Below are 21519 nucleotides of genomic sequence, written 5' to 3'. Positions count from 1 at the left end.
GTTTCAGCGAGTTTCAAAATTCACCATTTTCCGCTGAGCGCCGAAGGGAATCATTTCTATCGACACCAATACTTGTAGCGACGATTGATGTGCGAGCAATGTACAGGATTTGCCGCTCCCCTGCTCCTGGCCTTGCAGGGTGACGAGTGCCGGATTGTCGTAACCCATGACTTCTACGGAAATCGCTTGGCCAGAAGGGAGAAAGGCAACCACGTCCAGCTGTTCATGCGTGGCAAGGTCCCGCTGCATTTCTGCAAGACGGGCTTTAAGCCGATTCACAAACTGTTCGGCCTGGCAAGAGTCGTCGGAGCCTCTAGGCTCGATCGCGGGAACATTGATTTGAGGAAGAAGGCTTAAAAAACTCATCTCATCTCCATCGATACGACGATCACGCGAAACAACATTCCCCAACTTTGAACAGGCTATCCATCAGAGCACCTGGCAAAGATCGTTCACAAACGTGTACTCGTAGATACCACTGCAATGGACAGAACCCCGCTCTGCCAGCTTCTGTGCCGAATTTTTGAAGCCGCGTGGCACGAGCAGATAAAATGGAATACCGTGCCCCATCGCCTGCGTCCATTTCAACAGAGTCTCAGGATCCCCGACTGAGTCGGCGGTTTCCACCTCAGCCATCCATTCCATCGTATTCGCGGTGGAACTCACCTGCCAGCCGACGATATCGCACTGCTGCTGAGGATCCGCCCAGGGATCCTGTTCAAGACTGGTGTGAATGGTGACCTTGCAATGAAACGCCTTGGCCCATCGCTGGGCGACCAGACTGACCACCTGATCATGAATGGTTTCGATACCCTGCTCTCGAAGAATCATGCTCATTTAGAAACACTCTGGTTACGAAATTCGTTTTTCAACGAAGAGTGGATTAAATCCTTTTGAGGCACAGTTTGGATTGGGACAATCTGAACGGGTCTCTGACCCTGTAAGAGAAGCAGTCATACTGATCTTTCTCTCATATTGTACGCCACAGAGTCTGCACTTCACAGCTATGGTCTTAGTTCCCATGTACAGTTCTCCTATGAACAGCCGCTCGTGGTGCCGCAGGTTTCACACTTCAGACAGGTTCCGTTCCGTACCATGGTGAACTGCTTACATTCAGAACAGGGATCACCCTCATAACCTTTTTGACGGGCCATTTGGATCGCGGTCAAGGTCAACGTTTCACGCTTCAGTTCGACGGTGTGGGAAACGCTCGTATGACCATTCCCATGGCCGTTGCTCTTATGGCGAGGCGCGGCGCCCCTTCGCGACGGGAATATCTCCGTACTAATTGAAGTCGATGCCAGCGTTTCAGGAGTAGCTTCCTCCTCAACGCATTCAGGATCCTGCTCGTCTTTCTTGACCGAATCCATGCGAAGATCCTCTTCCTGGACCTGTGCCAAGTCATAACGATCGAGATAGGTCACCGCCAGCTCCCGGAAGATATAATCGATGATCGACGTGGACATCTTGATACGGTCGTTCAACTTAACCGGCCCATTCGGCTCGAAGCGGGTAAACACGAAGGCTTCGACGAACTCCTCCAGCGGCACGCCATGCTGGAGACCGAGTGAAATGGCAATCGCAAAACAGTTCATGAGGCTGCGGAAGGCGGCCCCTTCCTTGTGCATATCCAGGAAGATCTCGCCGCACGTCCCGTCCTCATACTCACCCGTACGCAGATAGAGCTTATGCCCTCCCACGACGGCTTTCTGCGTGTACCCATTCCGTCTGCTCGGAAGCGGTCGTCGTTTTGCAAGATACCGGACCATCACGCGTTCGGTGATCTTCTCCGCAATCGATAGCACTTCTGAGGAGCTTTCAATCGTCTTGCCGCTGTCGGTTGAGGCCGACAACGGCTGGCTCAACTTCGAGCCGTCGCGATACAGCGCCACCGCCTTGACCATGCTCTTCCAGGCAAACAAATAGGAGGACTTCACTTCTTCCAATGTCGCATCGGCCGGCATGTTGATCGTTTTGCTGATGGCGCCGCTGATGAACGGTTGTGCCGCCGACATCATGCGGATATGCGCATCGACCGCAATATACCGCTGACCGATCCGGCCGCAACGGTTGGCGCAATCGAAGATCGGAAGGTGCTCGGCTTTAAGATGTGGCGCCCCTTCCACCGTCATGGTGCCGCAGCAATAGTCATTCGCCGCAGCGATTTCCTCTTGTGTGAAGCCTAACGCCCGCAGCATATTGAAGTTGGATTCTGCCAATTGTGCGTCGGTCAACCCCAACTTCTCTCGGCAGAAATCCTCACCCAACGCGTACTTATTAAAGGTAAATTGAATCTCAAAGGCCTGCGCCAACCCGCCTTCCATTCGTGCCAGTGCGGCGTCGTCGAACCCCTTCTGCCTCAGAGCCTCATGGTTAATGAACGGTGCAGTCTGCAAGGTTTGCCGGCCGACGCAATAGTTCACGATGTCCAGAATCTGAGACTCGGTATACTCCAATGTTCTGAGGGCTGCGGGGATGCTTTGATTGATGATCTTAAAATAGCCTCCGCCGGCTAATTTCTTAAATTTCACCAGCGCAAAATCCGGCTCAATGCCGGTCGTGTCGCAATCCATCACGAGCCCGATCGTGCCGGTGGGGGCAATGACCGTCACCTGCGCATTGCGATATCCATAGGCCGTCCCCAATTCAAGAGCGCGGTCCCATGCACGGCGGGCCGCAACGAGCAGCTCGGGCGGGCAATGCTCCGGCTGAATCCCAATCGGGGTAATCGTCAAATCCTCATATTCTTCCGGAGCGGCATTGTACGAGGCGCGCCGATGATTGCGGATCACACGCAACATCGCGTCGCGGTTTTTGGCATAACCAGGGAACGGCCATAGTTCTGCGGCCATTTCAGCGGACGTGCTGTATGCCTCGCCGGTCATGATGGCGGTCAAGGCGCCGCAGATCGCCAAGGCTTTTGGTGAGTCGTAGGGAATGCCTTGCCGCATCAGCACCGTACCCAAATTGGCATAACCAAGCCCCAACGTCCGGAACTCAAAGCTCTTCTCGGCAATAGCACGGCTGGGAAACGATGCCATGAGTACGCTGATCTCCAGCACGACCGTCCAGAGGCGGACGGCATGGCGGAAATTCTCCAGCTCGAATTGGGCGTCGGTCGAAAAGAATTGACCGAGATTGAGCGAGGCCAGATTACATGCCGTATCGTCAAGGAACATGTACTCCGAGCAAGGATTGGAAGCATTGATACGGCCATCCTCCGGACAGGTATGCCATTCGTTGATAGTGGTGTCGTATTGCGTGCCGGGATCTGCGCAAATCCAGGCGGCCCAAGCGATCTGATCCCAAAGGTCCCGTGCCTTGAGGGTCTTGGAGACTTTGCCATCGATCCGGCGCTTCAGCTGCCAATCGCTATCCGCCTCTAACGCCGCAAAAAATTCGTTGGGAATACGCACACTGTTGTTGGAGTTCTGGCCGGAGACCGTCTGGTAGGCCTTGCCGTCCCAATTCGTGTCGTACTCATGAAACGCAAAATGCGTGAAGCCCTGCTGCGCATAGGAAAACATCCGCTGGACATAGGCTTCTGGAACGGCATCGCGCCGAGCCGCGGCCAACGCTTCCTTGAGGATAGGATTCTGCTTGGCATCGATCTCAATTTTCATCTGACCGGCGCTATCGACGACATGGCAGGCCTTGAGGACGGCATTGAGACGTTGGGCACAGATTTTAGAGCCGGTCACCATGGCGGCGACTTTTTGCTCTTCCACGACCTTCCAATTGATAAATTCTTCGATGTCGGGGTGATCTAAATCGAGGCAGACCATTTTGGCAGCTCGCCTGGTCGTTCCGCCTGACTTAATCGCGCCTGCAGCACGATCGCCGATGCGCAGAAAGGACATCAATCCGGATGAACGGCCGCCGCCGGACAATGGTTCGGCATCGCCACGCAGCTTGGAGAAGTTGGTGCCGGTCCCTGATCCGTATTTGAACAGGCGCGCTTCCCGCACCCAGAGATCCATAATACCGCCCTCGCTGACCAGGTCGTCGTCGACGGACTGAATGAAGCAGGCATGCGGTTGCGGATGCTCAAATGCATTGGTAGCTTTGACGACTTCACGGGTCTTGGGATCGACGTAGTAATGCCCTTGTGCAGGCCCTGAGAGCCCATAGGCATAATGCAGCCCCGTGTTAAACCACTGGGGAGAGTTCGGCGCAACCATCTGATGCGCGAGCATGTAACAGAGCTCGTCATGGAAGGCTTCTGTATCTTCCGGCGTCTTGAAATAACCGAAATTTTTGCCCCAGGAAGTCCAACAACCGGCGAGCCGCTCAAAAACCTGCCGGGAATCGCTTTCCCCTCCCAATTTCGGATTGCCGTCCGGACCGACGATCGGATTGCCCTGCTCATCATGCTGGGGTACTCCGGCTTTCCGGAAGTATTTTTGCGCGAGAATGTCGATCGCGAGCTGGGACCAGGGCTCCGGGATATCGATGTTCTCTAACTTGAACACGGTCGATCCGTCGGGATTGCGAATTTCCGACGAACGTTTCGAAAACGGCAGGCCTTCATAGGGACTTTGTCCGCGATGTGTAAATCGGCGTTCTATTCTCACGATTTTCCCTCCCCCGGTCTGCGTAGTTGGTGTGGGACTGCTCTCAATCCCCAACAGGAACAATTAAGCTTCAATCTTGATCAGTCTGATATGCGGTGAACGCCTATATTTTACTATCTTGATGCTTGGTCTATCTAAGGTGCATCTACATATAGCGATCAGGGTGAATTGTCAACACCAAGTGTAGTGGGTGGCTGGGGAAACAGAGGAGATCCTGTGGATAACTGCAAACGATTGGGAATCGCCATCTATCGGGGATTTAGGCAGACTTATCCACAGACTTTTGATCGAAAATACCGGTCATTTTGGGCAGAGGAATCACGATGGAGGAAAAATTAAAATACGCGGCGTCCGAGGGCCAAAATAGCTTCGTCGACCCCTTCAACCGGGATGAAGCGATGACCGATGCCGATAACCACAACCCGAGTACCCAACACCGTGGTTTCAAACTGGCTGAAGAGCCCCCAATTATGACGGATCGTATGAGGACGCACCATGCTATTGAGCAACTCCTGGCTATGCCGGCGAAAGATATTTCTAACCACCTCCCCTTCCCGTTCGGGAGTGGACTGATCCATGCGATCCATGGCCTTCGCAAGTTCGGCTTGGACAAAGATCAGGTAGTGATCCGTGGTGGGGTTCGTCTGTGCCAGCACGACACTGGCAGCCAGGACCACAACCAGCAGGATTAAACGCAGGAGACTCATTGCCACTCTCAGATTGATGACTGCCGAGCCCTGTTCGTGACAGGCTCAATAGGAGCGACAGTGCACTGTTCCCCTTTGACAAACGATAGACGCATGATTAGCCTACGCTCCTCATATCTGCTGCAGCAATACCGCTGCGCACAGGGTCTGTATCAGGAGGATCATCATGTTTGTTTGGAGCAAGCAACTTGTCGCAACGTTATTGGGGCTGTTTGTGCTCATATTGGGAGTCTTTCTCTTCAATGCGGCTCCGGATAGCACGAGCGGCCTCAAGATTCATACGACTCGCTGGATGGCCCTCAACTATGTCGGCTTGATTGCGTGGGTGTTTGTCTGGATGATCGACCAAGCCCGCATGCGCGGAAAGAATGTCTGGGTCTGGCTCGTGCCCTTCATCCTGGCGCCCCTTCCGACGCTCATGCTGTTCGTCTTGTTCCTCCAGCGCCGCATCCAATCGTCATAGATCGGCTGAGCCGGCTCTGGCTTGCGCATCGCGTCCGGCTTCTTGATGTAACTGCACTCGAAGCACCCACACCAGCCAGATGCCAGGCAGAGCGATGAGAAACGACCAGAAAAAAAACTGTGCCCAGCCGACCAGTTCGACCAAGGCGGCCGACGGGTGCCCAGAGAACACCCGTCCGAGCGCTTCGAGGGAGGAGAGCAACGCGAACTGAGTTGCCGTATACCGATGGTCGCAGAGCGACATGATCAGTGCGACAAACGCAGCGGTGCCCATCCCTCCGGTGACATTCTCGACGAGAATGGATGTCGTGAGTGCCGCGTAACTCTTCCCCATCCATGCGAGCCACATAAATCCAAGATTTGAGACCGCTTGCAAGGCACCGAAGAGGAGCAACGACCGGACCATCCCGAGCTTGGCCATGGCAACGCCCCCGGCCAATGCGCCGATCAATGTGGCCACGAGGCCAAGCCCCTTCACATACCCGACCTCGCTGACAGAGAAACCCATCCCCCCTATCAGAAATGCAGTTTGAAGTGAGGCCGCAACGGCATCTCCAACCTTGTAGAGAACGATGAGGGCCAGAAGCCCGAGCACCCCAGGACGGGCAAAAAGTTCTTTCAGTGGTCCACCGACTGCTTCCGCGAGGCTTGCCGGTGCCGCAGCCGGTTCATGCGGTTCCGGACTCACGAGGATCGTGAGCACTCCGGTTGCCATGAGCGCAGCTAGCAACAAATAGGTATTTCGCCATCCAATATGATCGGCCAACAGGAGTGCGCCCGCGCTTGCCAGCAACAACGCACATCGATAACCATTCACCCACACGGCTGCACCGAATCCCCGCTCAGGACGTAAGAGCAGATCGGTCCGATAGGCGTCGAACACGATATCGAGTGAGGCGGAGAAGAACGCCACCACGAGAGCCAACATTCCCAGTATCTCAGGACGGTCACCGGGCCCCGTCACCGCCATAGCCGCCAAGCCGAGCGCGACGCCAAGCTGCATCATGAGCATCCATCCACGGCGGCGTCCCAGCCAGGGAGGGACCACACGATCCATCAGCGGAGCCCACAAGAATTTCAGTGCGTATGGGAGCCCGACGAGCGTAAAGATACCGATGGTCTTCAAGTCGAAGCCGACAACGGTCAACCAGGCCTGCAGCGTCCCGGATGTGAGCGCCAATGGCAACCCCGAGGCGAACCCTAAAGGCAACATGATGCCAATGCGCCGGTTCGCAAGAATCTGTAAAAGCGATGGGGTTTTCATCGAGTCGTTTCAATATCCATGGGGGCGTAGCATATCATCGGAAGAGAAGAGAGACTCGGAGATTCTCAAAAAATATCGGGCGGGAAAACATTGGCCATGGGCCGAGGCACAATTGTCACGCAGTCGCACCGCGAAACTCAGCAGGGTTGGCCGTTGAAGCTGCAGGGCTTATAGCGGGAAATATCGAATTCCATATTCTCCTGATAGACCCGTTCATTGCCATTCACACCATCCTGCTCCGGATCGTTATACATGGTGTGGTTCCACCAATAGAACATGGGATAGGCCTCAGTCTCATAGACAGGATTGCCGTAACTATTCCTGGAATATTCCTGCACGAGACGCCCGGTGACATAATCGACTGTGCCGTTCCCATGCAGAGAATAGAGCATCAGAAAGAGCCGGGCTTCGTGATCGTAATGTTCTTCGATTCTGCTACTGAGATCCGGCTCGATGGGAAGAATTTCCTTCGTCCATCCTCCAGCCCCAGGGAGGAGGAATAGAAAGAAGGTAAGAATGGAAACGGCCAACGGTGAAGGTGTCACAAATGACTCACGGTGTAGTGAGCTGGCAACGATGGACAAGATCCTACCATGGGATACGGAGCCCTTCAACCGAGAGCAGGTCACAATACCGCCTATTCGCTAAAGTGCCTTGCTCCTATCACGAAGATCTTCCTATAATGGCGCCGCTATGATCAAACCTATCGAGATGATGAAGATCCCGCTCGCACCAACCCAAGTACATCTTGAAACCTTCGGTTGTCAGATGAACGAGTACGACTCGGAACTCGTTCGCTCGCTGATGAAACAGGATGGCTTTGTATTTACCGACGAGCGGGAACGTGCAGACGTCATCCTCATGAATACCTGTGCCATTCGCGAGAATGCGCATAATAAAGTCTACAAACACTTATCTGAGCTGAAAAAACTCAAGCGCCAACGCCCATTGGTCGTAGGGGTGTTGGGTTGTATGGCACAAAACCTCAAAGAAGAGCTGACGGACATCCAGCCACTCGTGGATGTGCTCGCTGGCCCTGATGCCTATCGCCAGCTGCCCAGGTTGATCCGAAACGCCATGCTCTCCCAAGCAGAGGGAGAGGATCAAAAGGGAATCGCGGTCGACCTTTCAGAATATGAGACGTACCACGATGTCATACCCGATCGAAACGACAAGGTGAATGCCTGGATTGCCGTCATGCGTGGCTGCGATAACTTCTGTAGTTTTTGCGTAGTCCCCTATACGCGAGGGCGGGAACGCTCCCGTGACCCAGAAGGCATCGTGCAGGAAGCTCGACGGATCGCCGAGCAAGGGTTTAAGCAGATCACGCTCCTCGGACAAAACGTCAATTCATATCGATTCGACAACTGGGACTTTACACGATTGATCACGGCCGTCGCGGATGTACCGGGCATCGAACGGGTGAGATTCACGTCCCCCCACCCCAAAGATTTTCCGCTTTCATTGTTAGAGGCCGTCGTGTCGCATCCCCGTATCTGCAAGCAAATTCATTTGCCGCTTCAATCCGGCAGCGACCGCATCCTCGGCTTGATGAATCGCACCTATACCAATAAAGAATGTCGTGCCTTAGTCGACCGTATCCTCACCCTGCAGTCTGACATCGTGCTCAGCACCGATATCATTGGAGGCTTCTGTGGGGAGAGCGAGGAAGACTTCGCCGAGACGTACCGGCTTCTCGAAGACATACGGTTTCACTCGGCATTCATCTTCAAATATTCCGAACGAAAGAACACCATCGCGGCACGCAAGTTCCCCGACGATGTTCCCGATTCGGTAAAGACTGAACGCGTGACGCGGCTCTTCGACCTCCAACGGAACATTTCCTACGAGCGGAACCGGGAGTATCTCAAGCGCACTCTCCCCATCCTGGTCGAAGGGGATGCCAAACGCTCAGCCGCACAGGGTATGGGCAAATCAGATGGCAATATCACCGTCATCTGGGATAAGGGCGCAGTACCTTCCAAACCGGGAGACATGCTCTCCCTTGCCATTTACGATGCGTCGTCCACAACTTTGTACGCAGAACGTCCGCCTGTGAATTAAATCGTGCCGATCGTCCCCTCCCTAAAGACTGCTCGGCAAGGTACGGCTCCAAAAACGAACAACGCTGTACGAGATCTGCCTCCACCACAGGCCCACGAACTCCTCTACTAAGCAGGCATATTTTGCCCACTCACTTCCCATTCTCAACAAATTCTCCAGAAAAAACTCGACCATTCCGCTTTATAAACCTGCAAACAATCATATCTATAAATAATAAATTACTAAATTATTTCATCATATTATAGCTAATACATCGCTTATTACATCGCTTAATTACCAGACGGACAGAGGTAACAACCTCTCCGCATTCCTCCTTCATGACCCTCAGGCACCTCTTGCACCAGCTTGCTTGCCCTATGAAGGCATAGCCTTTGCTTTACAAATAATCACGTATACGCATTTCCCACACTCACTCCTTGGAGAAGAGCCATGATCGAGAATCAACATCACAATGCCAGCGAAAAAGCAGATGCCTCCACGAGCCTTGAGACCATCATTGCGATGGGACTCTTCGGATGGATTGCGCTGAGCGTGACATTAATGGGCCTTGGAATCTGGTAGTTCCGACGCCGTCGAAACATCGCGGTTCGCTGAAATCGCCCCACACACCAGTCCTGAAAGAAGGAGCGCCTCGATGAAAAACGACCTCAGACCAAGAAACCTGCAGAACTCTATCCTGAAGGGCCTCGTCGGAATTACCGCTCTTACCCTAGCCATCAGCGGCTGTGCCGGCGGGACAAAGCTGGCGCACAATACAAAGGGTAGCGTGACACTGGAGGAAGTGACCGATTGGTCGTTTGAAGCCAGCCATCCGGCGGTGATCGATCAACAGACCATTACAAAAATCGTGAAAGGGGTCTACGGCAATGACGGCATGAGCGGAACGTCGAAAATGTCCGCTGGTGGCAGCAAGCCGATGAGAGTATTCAGCGATGAGGATGCAGAGTTTCTTTCTCCCCTGCTCGCACAAGGCCTATCAAAGGCGAAACCCGAACAGCTTGTCGGGTTCCGCGTATCCTCATCGGCAGGGTCAGGCTCTGAACCCACCACGGGCAGTCTGTATGTCTCGAAGGGATCGATCTACCTCACCATAGGAAAGGGCGCCAAGCCGACCGCTTTCCTTCCTGAGTCCATGGCTCGCATCGAACCAGCTCCGGCCTATGCCGCTGGTGGCGCCGTCGGGGCCATCTCAATGGTCATCGACTATCATGCTTTGGCCAAAGCGCCGATGCCTGCCGCCATGCCAACCGCAAAAGCCACGCCGAGCAATCCCCTGTCGCCCATGACGGCAGCCGCCCCAGCGAAAGCTCAGCCGGTGTCGGTCAATATGAGCGAGAGCCAAATGACCGCTCAGCAGCTCGGTGAGTTAGGGAAAGCCAAAGAAGCGCTTACCAAGAAGGATACCGAGATCAATATGCTGCGCAAGGAATCAGAATGGATGAAGCGCGAACTGCGGGAACGAGCGGAGGAAATGAAAGCGATGACGTCGACCAAGGTATCGGCAAAACCGGCACCGAAGAAGAAAAAAGCTGAGGCGACCCAGACGCGCTAATGTTCCTCAACCGACGTTCAGCAATTCCGGTTGGAGTAAGACCACTTCGCTGGACAGGGGCTGCCGGAAATTCATCCGGCAATAACAGGCATACGTCACATACGTATCTTGGAGACAGTACCGAGCCAGCTCGAGCCCCTGTCCCTTCTCCCACATCTCGGCCACCTGCGACCCGCTCCCAGACTTCGTTTCGACGTTCAGCGCTCTCGCCAGCACATCGAGCTTGACCCACCCGCGGGTATCCCAATTACTCCAGACTGCCATCGTGTCATAGACGGGCTCCGTCCTGAACTTGGCGAGATTCACCTCGACGCTCGGCTTGACTTGATGGATCATCGATCGCTTCCGAATAAACGGCAGGTCGAAGCCCAGGCCGTTATGAGTGACGAAGAGCGACGGGCGGTTCTGCGCCAATCGGCTCCAGAACTGCCGCAGCAGCTCCCGCTCATCCCCTCCAAACCAGGCCACCGCCCCGCGGGGTTCGAGTTGGTCTGAAAATTCCAATAGCCCGATACAGACAATCTGGCTGAACGTACCATCGAAGGCGGACTTCGCATATTGCTCATCGTCGATGCGACGTCGTTCATCTGCCGCCCCAGCCGTGAATAAATCGTAGCTCCCCTCTGCCGGTTCGAATGCGCTGTCCTCAGGAACTTTTCCAGCCAGCCTGGCCCATTCATCCCGAGGCGCTTGAATCGTCTCAATGTCCAGAACGACTTTCATAATTCCTGCCCCATAGCCTGACTCTGTAACGCCTCAACAACCGGACGGTCTGCCGGAGGAAACTCGAAGGCGTCCAATTCGTGCGGCCAGACCCACTGAATCTCCGCGCAGTCTATCGCCATGGCATCCCCGCTCTCAATTCGACAACGAAAAAAATGCAGCTCCACGATTTTCTCAGGGTACTGGTGCCGAATGACCTGGAAGGGCAGCGGTACATCGATACGAACATTCAGCTCTTCGAACAGCTCTCGCTGCAGACATTCTTCCAACGTCTCACCGGCTTCGCGCTTCCCGCCCGGGAACTCCCAGAACCCTGCCAAATGCACACCAGGCTTCCGTCGGGCAATCAAATAGCGGCCATCTCGGCAGATCAGACCTGCTGCGACCTCAATCACCTTCATGGCCAGCCGACATCCCCGGTTACGTCCGAACGAACGGATACGTCTTACAGATTGGTTTCATCGGACATGTCCCACAGAAGGGATTCCTCGCCGTGCAACAGGTCGCCCCAAAGTCCATGATCGCCTGGTTAAAGTCGTAACCTTTCCCTCTCGGAATCAGCGCTTCAGATAATTCCCAGAGCTTCGGCTTCTGCGTTTTGGGGTCGCCCTTCGCAACAAATACCCGATGCAGCACCCGAATCACATTCGTATCCAGGATCGGCGCATCTTCGTTAAACGCGAACGACCGAATGGCGCCGGCCGTGTACCGTCCAATGCCTTTGAACGACAGCAACTCCTCCGCAGCGCTCGGAAGTTGCCCCCCATAACGCGCAACCGTCTCGCACGCGATACTATGGAGCCGTTCAGGCCGAATATTATACCCAAGCGGATACCACGTCTTCTTCACATCCGAGACCAGTGCGTCAGCCAATCCTTTAAAGCTTGGGTAACGCCCCAGAAACTCATGGTACTTCGGAATCACCCGATCAACCTGGGTCTGTTGCAACATCACTTCAGAGACCAGAATGTGATAGGGATCAGAGGTCCTTCGCCAAGGCAGATCACGGCCATGCTTCGCGTACCACTTCAGAAGCCTGGCCTGAAAACGGCGCTTGTACGACGCGTCAAGGACGAGAGGCTTCTTACGAGCCTTCTTTTTAGGTGGAGCGGTTGTCCGGGCGCGAGAACTGGTGGGCATCACAGCATCAATCCAAAGGCGGCATTTTAGAAGCGCCTCCACCGAAAATCAAATGCCGTTGGATCGCACAGTGGAAACGATTCAGACATAAGAAGCTCTCATCCCCGCGATTACTTCTCCGGCTGCGCCGGGGCCTGCCCCCCGGTAATGGCCAGAACGGTCACGTCGAAGTGCAACGTCTTCCCTGCCAGCGGATGGTTGAAATCGAGCACGACCGTTTCGCCTTTGATTTCCTTCACAATAGGAAACGCCGTCGCTCCTTCGGCCGACTGGCCTTGAAGCTGAGTCCCCACTTTCTGCGCTGCAGCCGGGATGAGGTCCTTCTTCACCTCTCGAAGAGCTTGCGGGTCAATCGGTCCGTAGCCATCAGCGGGAGCGACAATGACATGTTTGCGTTCCCCTTTTTTCATACCTACCATGGCAGTTTCTAATCCTGGAACAATCTCATGCGCACCCTGCGTATACGTCATCGGCTCCTTGCCGACGTTGGATTCAAGCACGGACTGATCGTCGAGCGTCAACGTGTATTCCAACGACACGATGTTCCCGGCAGCAACCGTCGCCCCGGTATCAGGCTTGGACGCCTCGGCCCAGGCCTGAGAGCTCATCATGCCCAAAGAGAACACACAAACAGAACAGACACCTCGTAGGAATGCCAATCGTGCCATCACTCGAATCCTCCATATGGTTCGCTTGAGAATAGGAACAGCCAAAACCTGCCACAGATAGAACGCTCCTGCATGCCGGCCGGCTTCATCTATGATTCGCGACCAGGATTTTTATCATAGCCCTCGCTCGCTTTCCACTCAGCGCCAAGTCTGAACCATCAGAACACGACAGGGATGTGACAACCACCCCTTCTCCATAGTTTGTGCAGGAATTCCTAGGCGCCTGATAATAATTGTTTGAATGAAACAACGGCGCCCCCTCGCTATCTGGAGGGATTCCCTGCTACATTTCCGGGCGATCATCGCCTATTAGCAGCCGGCTCAGAGCACCGTTATGGTCACAAGAAAGCACCCCAGGTTTCCCGTGTCGCTCTCCAGCACCTTAGTGCACCAGAATCATTTCCGCCATACAGGGTCAATCCGAGACCTTTCGGCCAAGGGATGTCGCGTGGAGAGTCTGATCAGCCCCTTTACCGGCATGCAGATCGCCATGCAATTACATGTTCCAGGCGAACCTCAACCGATTCTGATCGACAATGCCACCGTGCGCTGGTCCGGATCCGCCGGCATCGGGATAGAGTTTCTGACCATAGCCGCCCCACAACAAGACCGCTTGAGCCTCATGATCAAGCAGCTCCAACCCAAAGCCGGCCTTCAGTAGAGCACCCTCTCCCTGGCAAGATTCTCGATACAGGACCAGGCCACTGCGGGAATGAGCATGCCAGAAAAGTCGCCGACTGTTGCATTTTAGGCATCAGCCTCCGTATCCTCCGTCTCTATGGACCTCGCTCAACTTTCCCCGGCACAACTCAAAGAACTCGTACGCGGAATTGTCGACGATCGCCTACGTGAGCTACTGGGCGATCCTGACCTTGGACTCCAGCTGAGCGAGGAGCTGCGTGCCCGCCTGAAAGAATCCCTCTCCAGCACGGAAAGACTCTCAGGCGAAGACCTCGCGGATCAGCTCGGGCTCCGCTGGTAAACACATCATGGCCTGGTACCGACTCGCCTATCGACCAGCGGTGCTCCACGATCTTACCAACCTGGATCCGGCCATGGCACAGCGACTCCTGGACAAAACCAAATGGATTGCCTCCAACGTCGATAACTTGAGGCACGAACCGATCACGCCGGACCTGCCAGGCCTTTCCAAATATGCGGTCGAGGAATGGCGAATTTTTTACTCCATCGACCGGGACGATCACCTGGTCGACATACACCGCATCGTTCGCCAGAGGGAGCTTCGTGCATGATTGCTATCACGGTTGCCGCCATCGCACAGTTGAAATCGATCCAAGTCAACCATCCCGAGGATCCGATCGTCCGGGTGTCCGTGCGCGACCTGGACGAGTCGCGCTTAAGCTTCAATATTACGTTGGAAGCCACAACCCAGCCAGACGATGACGTGCAGGAAGTCGACGGTCTCACGATAGCAGTGGATCGGCGCAGTGCACCGCGGATGGAAGGGGTGACAGTCGACTATACCGAAGCCGGCGGGTTTCGTTTTCTCCACGACGGCGAGGGCCACAGCCGGCCACTCCTCACGATTCCCACACTAAACTAATGAAGAATGCTGGTCGGCTGCGGAATAGCTCTTGAAGCATATCAACGGCCACATGGCACAAGCCTGCAGGATGCTCAAACAGGCCATCCAGCAAGGCCGCAGCGAGTGAAGGACCGACGCGTACCCTTGTGGTACGTGGAGGGTCTGAACGATGCGAGAACGAAGCTGGAAGCCTGTTTCAGCATCCTGCGAACGGCTAACTGAGTCGGTCTGGCAGACTCGCCACATGGACCTGGAACGTGCCCCGCGTGACATCGTCGACGTAACGGCGAAGAGCTTCCTTCACCACAGGGAAGGCGATCTCATCCCAGGGAATGGCGGAGAGCGTGAACAATTGGACCTCAAGGCTTTCCTCACCGACCCCGAATTCAGGTGAACCCATCGGCCCTCGAAAGACCAGGTATGCCTGGCCGATGTGCGGGAGACTCAGGACCGCAAAGAGAGAAATCCCCTCCACCAGAGCTTGCGCTTCTTCGAGGGTCTCCCGAGCGGCCGCCTGTTCGATGCTCTCGCCAATTTCCATAAAGCCAGCGGGAAAGGTCCAGAGGCCTGATTTGGGTTCGATCCCGCGTCGGCAGAGAAGGATTTTATCTTCCCACTCCGGAATACAGCCTGCGACGATTTTCGGATTATGGTAATGAATAGTCTGGCATGAATCGCACACAAACCGCAGACGATTGTCTCCGGCTGGAATTTTCTTCGTCACAGACGTGCCGCAGGCGCTGCAATAGTTCATCGCGAAGCTCAGTGGGATGGTGATCTCGAATGGATAGCACAAAACTACGGTTCTTTGCACCCTGCCCGAGTGGGCTGGAGGGCGTCCTCGAACAGGAACTCCACGACCTGGGCGTGCCGATGACCACAAAGACGGACGGAGGCATCGCGTTCCTGGCGCCCTGGGCCACGATGTACTGGGTCAATCTCAAGAGTCACATTGCCAGCCGCGTGCTCTGGGAAGTCGGACAGGCCCCCTATCTCTCGGAAGACGATGTCTACCGCGCCGCCTATAGTCTGGCCTGGCCGGACTGGTTCACCTCGTCACAAACCATCAAGGTGAAAGTGAGTGCGCGCCGTTGTCCACTCACCAGCCTGGACTTCATCACATTGCGGATCAAAGACGCCGTCTGCGATAAGTTCATGGCGGTGCGGCATAAGAGACCGAATGTCGATACCCATAACCCGAACCTCCGGATCGACGCGTTTCTCGACGAGTCCACGGTGACCTTCTATCTGGACACCTCCGGTGACCCGCTCTTTAAACGAGGCCATCGAGTGGTGTCCGTCGAGGCCCCGTTGCGAGAGAACCTGGCGGCGGGCTTGCTGCGACTCGCTGGCTGGACGCCCAAAGAGGTGTTACTCGACCCCATGTGCGGCGGCGGAACGATCCCGCTCGAAGCGGCGATGATGGCACGCCGGATCGCACCGGGGCAGTCGCGAACCTTCGCGTTTGAGCACTTGATCGTCCACGACCCCAAACGGTGGGGCCATCTGCGCGAAGCCTCACGGGTGAAACAACTGGCAGAGGTGCCGGCGGCCATCTATGCGTCCGACCAGGACCCCGCTGCGGTGAAGATCGCCCAGCGGACCTTTCAGGGTGCGGGGGTCGCATTCGATATCCGCCTGCGAGAAAGCGACGTCCTTGCCCTCGAGGCACCGGCTGAACAGGGCGTGATCCTGATCAATCCCCCCTATGGAGTCCGCCTCAGCCGACCAGAAGAACTTGATGCGTTCTATCCCAAGCTGGGAGACTGGTTGAAACAACGCTTCAATGGATGGCGCGCCTATATCTTTACCGGCGATTTAAGAGTCCCGAAATTAATCGGCCTCGCACCGTCGAAACGCATTCCGCTCTTCAATGGTCCGCTCGAATGTCGTCTCTATGAGTTTCAGATTGTGTCGGGATCGATGCGCAAAACGAGCCCATTACCCGATCATCACGCATGATTCCTCACCCCTGCTAAAGACAGAAATGATGACACGATACCTGCGACTGCTCATAAGCCTGCCTCTCCTCATCTGGCTGCCTGGTTGCAGCGCAGTGCAAGGATTCTTCGGGCTGCTAGGACCTTCCGCAGCCATGCCCACCAGCCACATACGAGACTCGGCGCTCGATCGACTGGCTCCCACCGTACGCAAGGACTTCGAGCAACTGACAGGATCCCAGCATCGAGACCTGATCGCCGCGCATGACACAGTCGAAAAGACCCCGGCGCAATTCAAACGTCGGCTGGCGCTCAAGGCGTTGCAACAACCCTGGGACGGTCTCACCGACCTGGAACATCAAGGGCTCTTATTAGCGAAAATGGCTGAAGGCGGGTCCGTCAATCTTCCAGCCCTCCTCGACCTGCTAGAAGCCGGCATGGATCGCACCTCCACGTTCTACAAGCCCGTCCATCTGCCGATCAGCTCCGCGCGCCGGGACCTCTTGGCCTTCATGGTCGAAAGTTTGGAACAGGCCTCACTCCATCGAGAGAAAGCGCTGAGGAATCTCACCGAAGCAGAACGGCGCTTCCTATTTCTGCATGCCGAGTCGATGGCGAAACATTACCTCCCGCAGATTTCGAATCTGTCTGAGCCAACGGGCGCTCGAATCAAAGCCGATCTCCGGTTTACCGAACTGCTTGAGGAACAGGTGGATTATGCCAGCCTCATTGCGGCAGCCCAGGTACTCGCTCGCCTTGCTAATGAGCGCTGGCTGCACCAGGTCGCCGCAGCCTGGACGACGCCCATCCACGCGTCCTCCCCTCCGCACGGCGTCACAGGCGACGTGCTGTTCGTTCAAGAAACATCCTACGGACTGATTATCATCGGTGGTCCCGGACCGAATACCTACGAGTTGGGCAAGGGCATCGGCCTGATTATCGATGTAGGTGGCAACGATCTCTATCGAGGCATGATTGCCTCATCGACAGACGAAGATCAGGGCAATGCCGTCGTCATCGACCTCAGTGGAGACGATACCTACGACGGGGCTCCGCTCGGACTGGCCACCGGCAGGCTGGGGGTGGGCCTGTTGATCGATCATGACGGCGACGATGTCTACCAGCTCGACATGGGATCGGGAGGCACAGGCTTCGGAGGTCTCGGAATCTTGTTCGACGCGAAGGGCAACGATGTCTATATGGGCAATCGACTGACCCAGGGTGCAGCCATTGGGGGGCTCGGTCTCTTGCTCGATGCCGAAGGGAACGACCGGTATACCAGCCATGGCTTCGCCATCGGGTTCGGTGGTCCTCTGGGTGTCGGCGCCGTCATCGACATCACCGGCGACGACCATTATCAATGCGGCGGCTTCTATCCCAGCGCCTACAATGCCCAAGACGCACCCACGGGAAAGCCCGGCGATCCCCTCTATCAGTACGACTGCTTCGGACTAGGCACCGGAGCGGGACAACGGATTCTGACAAAGAACGTGGAGTGGCAACCGTACAACCTCGCCGGTGGCTGGGGATTCCTCTTGGATATCCAAGGCCAGGATCATTACGACAGCGCCAATTTCTCGCAAGGGCACGGCTACTTTTTCGGCATCGGCATGAAGTTGGACTTAGCGGGTGACGACGAACATCGGGCCGCTCGGTATGGGCATGGCGCGTCCGCGCACTTCGGAGTCGGTCTCTTCATCGACCATCATGGAGACGATCGTTATGGCTCCTCCGGCCCCTTCTACAACGGCGGAGTCGCGTGGGATAGCAGCGTGAGCGTCATGATCGATGCCGGCACAGGCCACGACACCTATGCCTTCGACCGCTCAACCGGTCTTGGCCGAGCCGACTATACAAGCTGGGGGCTCTTCATCGACGAGGGCGGCGCCGACCAATACCAGGCCAAATCCGGGTTAGGAAACTCCTCGGAGAAGAGTGTGGCAGCATTTTTTGACCTTGAGGGCACCGACAGCTATACGCTGTCCGATCCATCACTATCGGTCGAGACTCGTCCCGGTGACGGAAAACTGTTCTTCTATCCCGAGGGTAGCGTCTTCGTCGATCGCTGAAGATGAACGGATCCTAATCTAACTTCACGATTTCGACGAGTTATCGAGACTTCCTCATCCCTCCTCTTGACTTCATCTCGACGGGCGCTATCTCTCACTCATATATTCATTTCATTTCCTTTCACCGACCCAGAGGAAGGGATACATCTACATGAATAACGACGCATTGGCGGTACAACTACCCGTCCTCCCCATTAAGCGCACCGTGTTATTCCCCGGGATCATGATGCCCCTGACCGTCGGGCGCGAACGATCCATGGCTGCCGTCGAAGCGGCGATGAAGACAGAAGAGAAAACGATCCTCGTGGTCGCACAGCGCGATCCCCTGACAGAAGAGCCGGGGCTCGAAGACCTCTATACCATCGGCACCAAAGCCATCGTGAAACAAGTCGGCCGGTCTGAAAACGGCACCATCCATGCCATCGTGCAGGGCCTGGAGCGTGTCGCCTTGATCAAGGTCGAGCAGGCGACACCATTTCTGCTCGTCCAGGCCCGGCAGATCGATCGCCCAACCGATGAAGGCACCGAAGTTCAAGCCCTGCATCGGGCCATCCAGGACTTGGTCACAGACCTGCCTCGATTGATTCAGGCTCCAGGCATTCAGGAAGCTGCGGTGGCCTTCAGCAACGAGGACAATCCCATCTCCTTGGCCTATCGCGTGGCCTCACTCCTCAACCTCACGGTGCAGCAGGAACAAAAGCTGCTCGAAAGTTCGTCGACCACCGAGCTATTGCGCTCGCTCTATGGAGCGCTCTCGAAAGAAATCCAGATTTTGCAATTGCGGGACAAGATCACCAACGAGGCGTCAGCCAAGATTGGGAAGACTCAACGAGAATATGTCCTGCGCGAACAACTAAAGGCCATTCAACAGGAACTCGGCGAAGGCGAGGGAGAAGAGAGCGAAATCACCGAACTCAAGAAGAAAATCGAGGAAGCCGATCTTCCTGATGCCATACAAAAGGAAGTGGCCCGAGAACTCGCCAAACTGGCCAAGGTCCCCCCCTCCTCGCCGGACCATCAGGTCCTCAGGACCTATCTCGAACTGGTGCTGGAGCTTCCCTGGAAGAAATCCTCGGAGGACCGTTTAGAATTGAGCAAGGTGCGTCAGGTCCTGGAAGAGGATCACTACGGCATCAAAGAAGTGAAGGAACGGATCGTCGAGCATTTGGCCGTGCTGAAACTCAATCCCACAGCCAAAGCACCCATCCTCTGCCTCGTCGGACCTCCCGGCGTGGGCAAAACCAGCCTGGGCCAGTCCATCGCCCGGTCGATGGGACGCACGTTCGAACGTCTCAGCCTGGGTGGCGTGCATGATGAAGCGGAATTGCGCGGCCATCGCCGGACCTACGTCGGTGCCCTGCCAGGACGAATCATTCAGTCCATGCGACGGGCAGGCGTGAATAATCCTGTGCTGATGTTGGACGAGGTCGACAAGATGGGCCGCGACTTCCGCGGCGATCCGGCTGCAGCCTTACTGGAGGTCCTGGACCCGGCGCAGAATCATACATTCCGCGACCATTACCTGGATCTTCCGTTCGATCTGTCCAAGGTGTTCTTCATCACGACCGCCAATACGCTGGATACCATCAGCCAGCCGCTGTTGGATCGCATGGAGATCATTCGCCTGCAAGGCTATAGCGAACGGGAGAAGGCGGAGATCGCCATTCGCTACCTCTGGCCGCGACGGCTCAAGGAGGCAGGCCTGGATGCCACCCAAGCCCTGCTGTCGGATGAGGTGTTGAATCTCGTCATCAGCCGATACACGAGGGAAGCTGGTGTGCGCCAACTCGAGCAGATGCTCGGTCGCCTGACCAGAAAAGTCGCGCTGACATTCGCGGAACTGCCGGATGGCCAGGAGCGACAGCCCGTGACCATCAAATCCGAGGTTCTCGAGGACTGGCTCGGCTCCGAGCGTTTCATGCCGGAGGAGGCACGCAAGGTCTTGCCTCCTGGAGTCGCCACGGGACTAGCCTGGACTCCGAGCGGTGGAGATGTCCTCTATATCGAAACCACCTTGCTCCCCGGTAGTCATGAACTGACGATTACCGGTCAGTTGGGAGACGTCATGCAGGAATCTGCCCGCGCAGCGCGAAGTTATCTCTGGTCACATGCCGAGAGCATGGGGTTGGATATCTCACGCTTCAAACGGAACGGGTTACATATCCATGTGCCATCCGGTGCCATCCCGAAAGACGGACCATCGGCCGGTATCACCATGGCTACCGCGCTCGCATCAACCTATAGCGGGAAAGCGGTGCGGAGCGACACCGCCATGACCGGCGAAATCAGCCTGAGCGGATTGGTATTACCGGTCGGAGGAATCAAAGAAAAGGTGCTGGCAGCCCATCGCGCCGGTATCCGACGCATCATCCTGCCCAAGGCGAACGAGAAGGACCTCAAGGAAGTGCCGCAGGAAGTGCGGAACGAGCTGACCTTCATCCTCGCCGAGCGGATTGAAGAAGTGCTCCCGGCGGCATTCAATCAGGATGCAACATCATCCGAGACAGCAGAACGTGACGAACCGCTCGCGACCTCGACCGCTTCGTAAACTCTAGAGGCCCCGGCGCAACGCCGGGGCCTTACCCATTGGCTCAAGCCCCTCCAACTTTCCTTCGGTATTCCTCGCTCAACTTAAGCAATGGTGGGGAGCGGCCAGGTGCCCTCCTTGCTCGCAGAACAGAGGACGGAATGGAGCCTGATGATCTTCTGTGCTCGCGCAACGCGCGGCCTCAGAAGGCCCTCGTTGGACGCGCGCACGATGGGAACCAGCCAGGCCGCCCCTCCAATACTGGGAGGAGGTTGGCAACAAC

Annotated in this window: 22 protein-coding genes; 11 read left to right on the top strand and 11 right to left on the bottom strand. The window is 55.9% G+C overall.

Annotated elements, in window-relative coordinates; genetic code table 11:
• Positions 1 to 3: 3 nt before the first annotated feature.
• The 4 genes from Q8N00_00695 to Q8N00_00680 form a co-directional block, all read right to left on the bottom strand.
• Positions 4 to 366 (bottom strand): hypothetical protein, encoded by a 363-nt coding sequence (locus Q8N00_00695; protein MDP2381301.1) that lies wholly within the window; start codon positions 364 to 366, stop codon positions 4 to 6.
• Positions 367 to 429: 63 nt separating this feature from the next.
• Positions 430 to 837, bottom strand: coding sequence for a hypothetical protein (locus tag Q8N00_00690; protein MDP2381300.1), 408 nt, complete (start codon positions 835 to 837; stop codon positions 430 to 432).
• Between the two features lie 197 nt (positions 838 to 1034).
• The gene (locus tag Q8N00_00685) at positions 1035 to 4574 is read right to left on the bottom strand and encodes a vitamin B12-dependent ribonucleotide reductase (GenBank protein ID MDP2381299.1); all 3540 of its coding nucleotides are present in this window, start codon (positions 4572 to 4574) and stop codon (positions 1035 to 1037) included.
• Positions 4575 to 4909: 335 nt separating this feature from the next.
• Positions 4910 to 5281, bottom strand: coding sequence for a DUF4359 domain-containing protein (locus Q8N00_00680; GenBank protein ID MDP2381298.1), 372 nt, complete (start codon positions 5279 to 5281; stop codon positions 4910 to 4912).
• Positions 5282 to 5447: 166 nt separating this feature from the next.
• On the opposite strand from Q8N00_00680, the gene Q8N00_00675 reads away from it, so the two are divergent.
• The gene (locus tag Q8N00_00675) at positions 5448 to 5744 is read left to right on the top strand and encodes a hypothetical protein (GenBank protein ID MDP2381297.1); all 297 of its coding nucleotides are present in this window, start codon (positions 5448 to 5450) and stop codon (positions 5742 to 5744) included.
• Here Q8N00_00675 and Q8N00_00670 read toward each other — a convergent pair.
• The gene (locus Q8N00_00670) at positions 5739 to 7007 is read right to left on the bottom strand and encodes an MFS transporter (GenBank protein MDP2381296.1); all 1269 of its coding nucleotides are present in this window, start codon (positions 7005 to 7007) and stop codon (positions 5739 to 5741) included. The two genes, Q8N00_00675 and Q8N00_00670, sit on opposite strands and share 6 nt — an antisense overlap.
• Before the next feature lie 137 nt (positions 7008 to 7144).
• Complete coding sequence (locus Q8N00_00665; protein MDP2381295.1) at positions 7145 to 7552, bottom strand: hypothetical protein; 408 nt, start codon at positions 7550 to 7552, stop codon at positions 7145 to 7147.
• Positions 7553 to 7700: 148 nt separating this feature from the next.
• Between Q8N00_00665 and miaB the strand changes: the two genes are divergently transcribed.
• The 3 genes from miaB (at position 7701) to Q8N00_00650 (ending at position 10623) form a co-directional block, all read left to right on the top strand.
• Positions 7701 to 9071 carry a tRNA (N6-isopentenyl adenosine(37)-C2)-methylthiotransferase MiaB gene (gene miaB / locus Q8N00_00660; protein MDP2381294.1) on the top strand — a complete coding sequence of 457 codons (1371 nt, stop codon included), beginning with the start codon at positions 7701 to 7703 and terminating at the stop codon, positions 9069 to 9071.
• Positions 9072 to 9500: 429 nt separating this feature from the next.
• On the top strand, positions 9501 to 9632 hold the full coding sequence (locus Q8N00_00655; protein MDP2381293.1) for a hypothetical protein: 132 nt from the start codon (positions 9501 to 9503) through the stop codon (positions 9630 to 9632).
• 73 nt (positions 9633 to 9705) lie between these two features.
• Positions 9706 to 10623, top strand: coding sequence for a hypothetical protein (locus Q8N00_00650; protein ID MDP2381292.1), 918 nt, complete (start codon positions 9706 to 9708; stop codon positions 10621 to 10623).
• Positions 10624 to 10629: 6 nt separating this feature from the next.
• Here the strand turns inward: Q8N00_00650 and Q8N00_00645 are convergent, their stop codons facing one another.
• The 4 genes from Q8N00_00645 to Q8N00_00630 form a co-directional block, all read right to left on the bottom strand.
• A complete protein-coding gene (locus Q8N00_00645; GenBank protein MDP2381291.1) occupies positions 10630 to 11346 on the bottom strand; it encodes a 3'-5' exonuclease in 717 nt (238 codons plus the stop codon).
• Positions 11343 to 11747 (bottom strand): 8-oxo-dGTP diphosphatase MutT, encoded by a 405-nt coding sequence (mutT, locus tag Q8N00_00640; GenBank protein ID MDP2381290.1) that lies wholly within the window; start codon positions 11745 to 11747, stop codon positions 11343 to 11345. The genes Q8N00_00645 and mutT overlap by 4 nt, the downstream gene beginning before the upstream one ends.
• A 19-nt stretch (positions 11748 to 11766) precedes the next feature.
• Positions 11767 to 12486, bottom strand: a complete 720-nt coding sequence (locus Q8N00_00635) for an A/G-specific adenine glycosylase (protein ID MDP2381289.1) — start codon at positions 12484 to 12486, stop codon at positions 11767 to 11769.
• Between the two features lie 110 nt (positions 12487 to 12596).
• On the bottom strand, positions 12597 to 13097 hold the full coding sequence (locus Q8N00_00630; GenBank protein ID MDP2381288.1) for a peptidylprolyl isomerase: 501 nt from the start codon (positions 13095 to 13097) through the stop codon (positions 12597 to 12599).
• A gap of 391 nt (positions 13098 to 13488) precedes the next feature.
• Here Q8N00_00630 and Q8N00_00625 point away from each other — a divergent pair, with 391 nt between their 5' ends.
• The 4 genes from Q8N00_00625 to Q8N00_00610 all read left to right on the top strand — a co-directional run bounded on the left by Q8N00_00625 (position 13489) and on the right by Q8N00_00610 (position 14718).
• On the top strand, positions 13489 to 13815 hold the full coding sequence (locus Q8N00_00625) for a PilZ domain-containing protein (protein ID MDP2381287.1): 327 nt from the start codon (positions 13489 to 13491) through the stop codon (positions 13813 to 13815).
• 117 nt (positions 13816 to 13932) lie between these two features.
• On the top strand, positions 13933 to 14136 hold the full coding sequence (locus Q8N00_00620) for a hypothetical protein (protein MDP2381286.1): 204 nt from the start codon (positions 13933 to 13935) through the stop codon (positions 14134 to 14136).
• A gap of 7 nt (positions 14137 to 14143) precedes the next feature.
• Positions 14144 to 14407 (top strand): type II toxin-antitoxin system RelE/ParE family toxin, encoded by a 264-nt coding sequence (locus Q8N00_00615; protein MDP2381285.1) that lies wholly within the window; start codon positions 14144 to 14146, stop codon positions 14405 to 14407.
• Positions 14404 to 14718, top strand: coding sequence for an iron-sulfur cluster biosynthesis family protein (locus Q8N00_00610; GenBank protein ID MDP2381284.1), 315 nt, complete (start codon positions 14404 to 14406; stop codon positions 14716 to 14718). Before Q8N00_00615 ends, Q8N00_00610 begins: the two co-directional genes overlap by 4 nt.
• 196 nt (positions 14719 to 14914) lie before the next feature.
• Here the strand turns inward: Q8N00_00610 and Q8N00_00605 are convergent, their stop codons facing one another.
• Positions 14915 to 15454: an NUDIX hydrolase gene (locus Q8N00_00605; GenBank protein MDP2381283.1), complete on the bottom strand. Its 540-nt coding sequence runs from the start codon at positions 15452 to 15454 to the stop codon at positions 14915 to 14917.
• A 29-nt stretch (positions 15455 to 15483) separates the two neighbouring features.
• On the opposite strand from Q8N00_00605, the gene Q8N00_00600 reads away from it, so the two are divergent.
• The 3 genes from Q8N00_00600 to lon all read left to right on the top strand — a co-directional run bounded on the left by Q8N00_00600 (position 15484) and on the right by lon (position 21257).
• A complete protein-coding gene (locus tag Q8N00_00600) occupies positions 15484 to 16662 on the top strand; it encodes a class I SAM-dependent RNA methyltransferase (GenBank protein MDP2381282.1) in 1179 nt (392 codons plus the stop codon).
• 133 nt (positions 16663 to 16795) lie between these two features.
• Positions 16796 to 18709 (top strand): hypothetical protein, encoded by a 1914-nt coding sequence (locus Q8N00_00595; protein ID MDP2381281.1) that lies wholly within the window; start codon positions 16796 to 16798, stop codon positions 18707 to 18709.
• A gap of 151 nt (positions 18710 to 18860) precedes the next feature.
• The gene (lon, locus tag Q8N00_00590; protein ID MDP2381280.1) at positions 18861 to 21257 is read left to right on the top strand and encodes an endopeptidase La; all 2397 of its coding nucleotides are present in this window, start codon (positions 18861 to 18863) and stop codon (positions 21255 to 21257) included.
• The last annotated feature ends 262 nt before the right edge of the window (positions 21258 to 21519 follow it).

It is taken from the genome of Nitrospirota bacterium (assembly GCA_030684575.1).
In the GTDB taxonomy this organism is placed as follows: domain Bacteria; phylum Nitrospirota; class Nitrospiria; order Nitrospirales; family Nitrospiraceae; genus Palsa-1315.
This window is presented reverse-complemented; position numbering and strand designations above follow the sequence as displayed.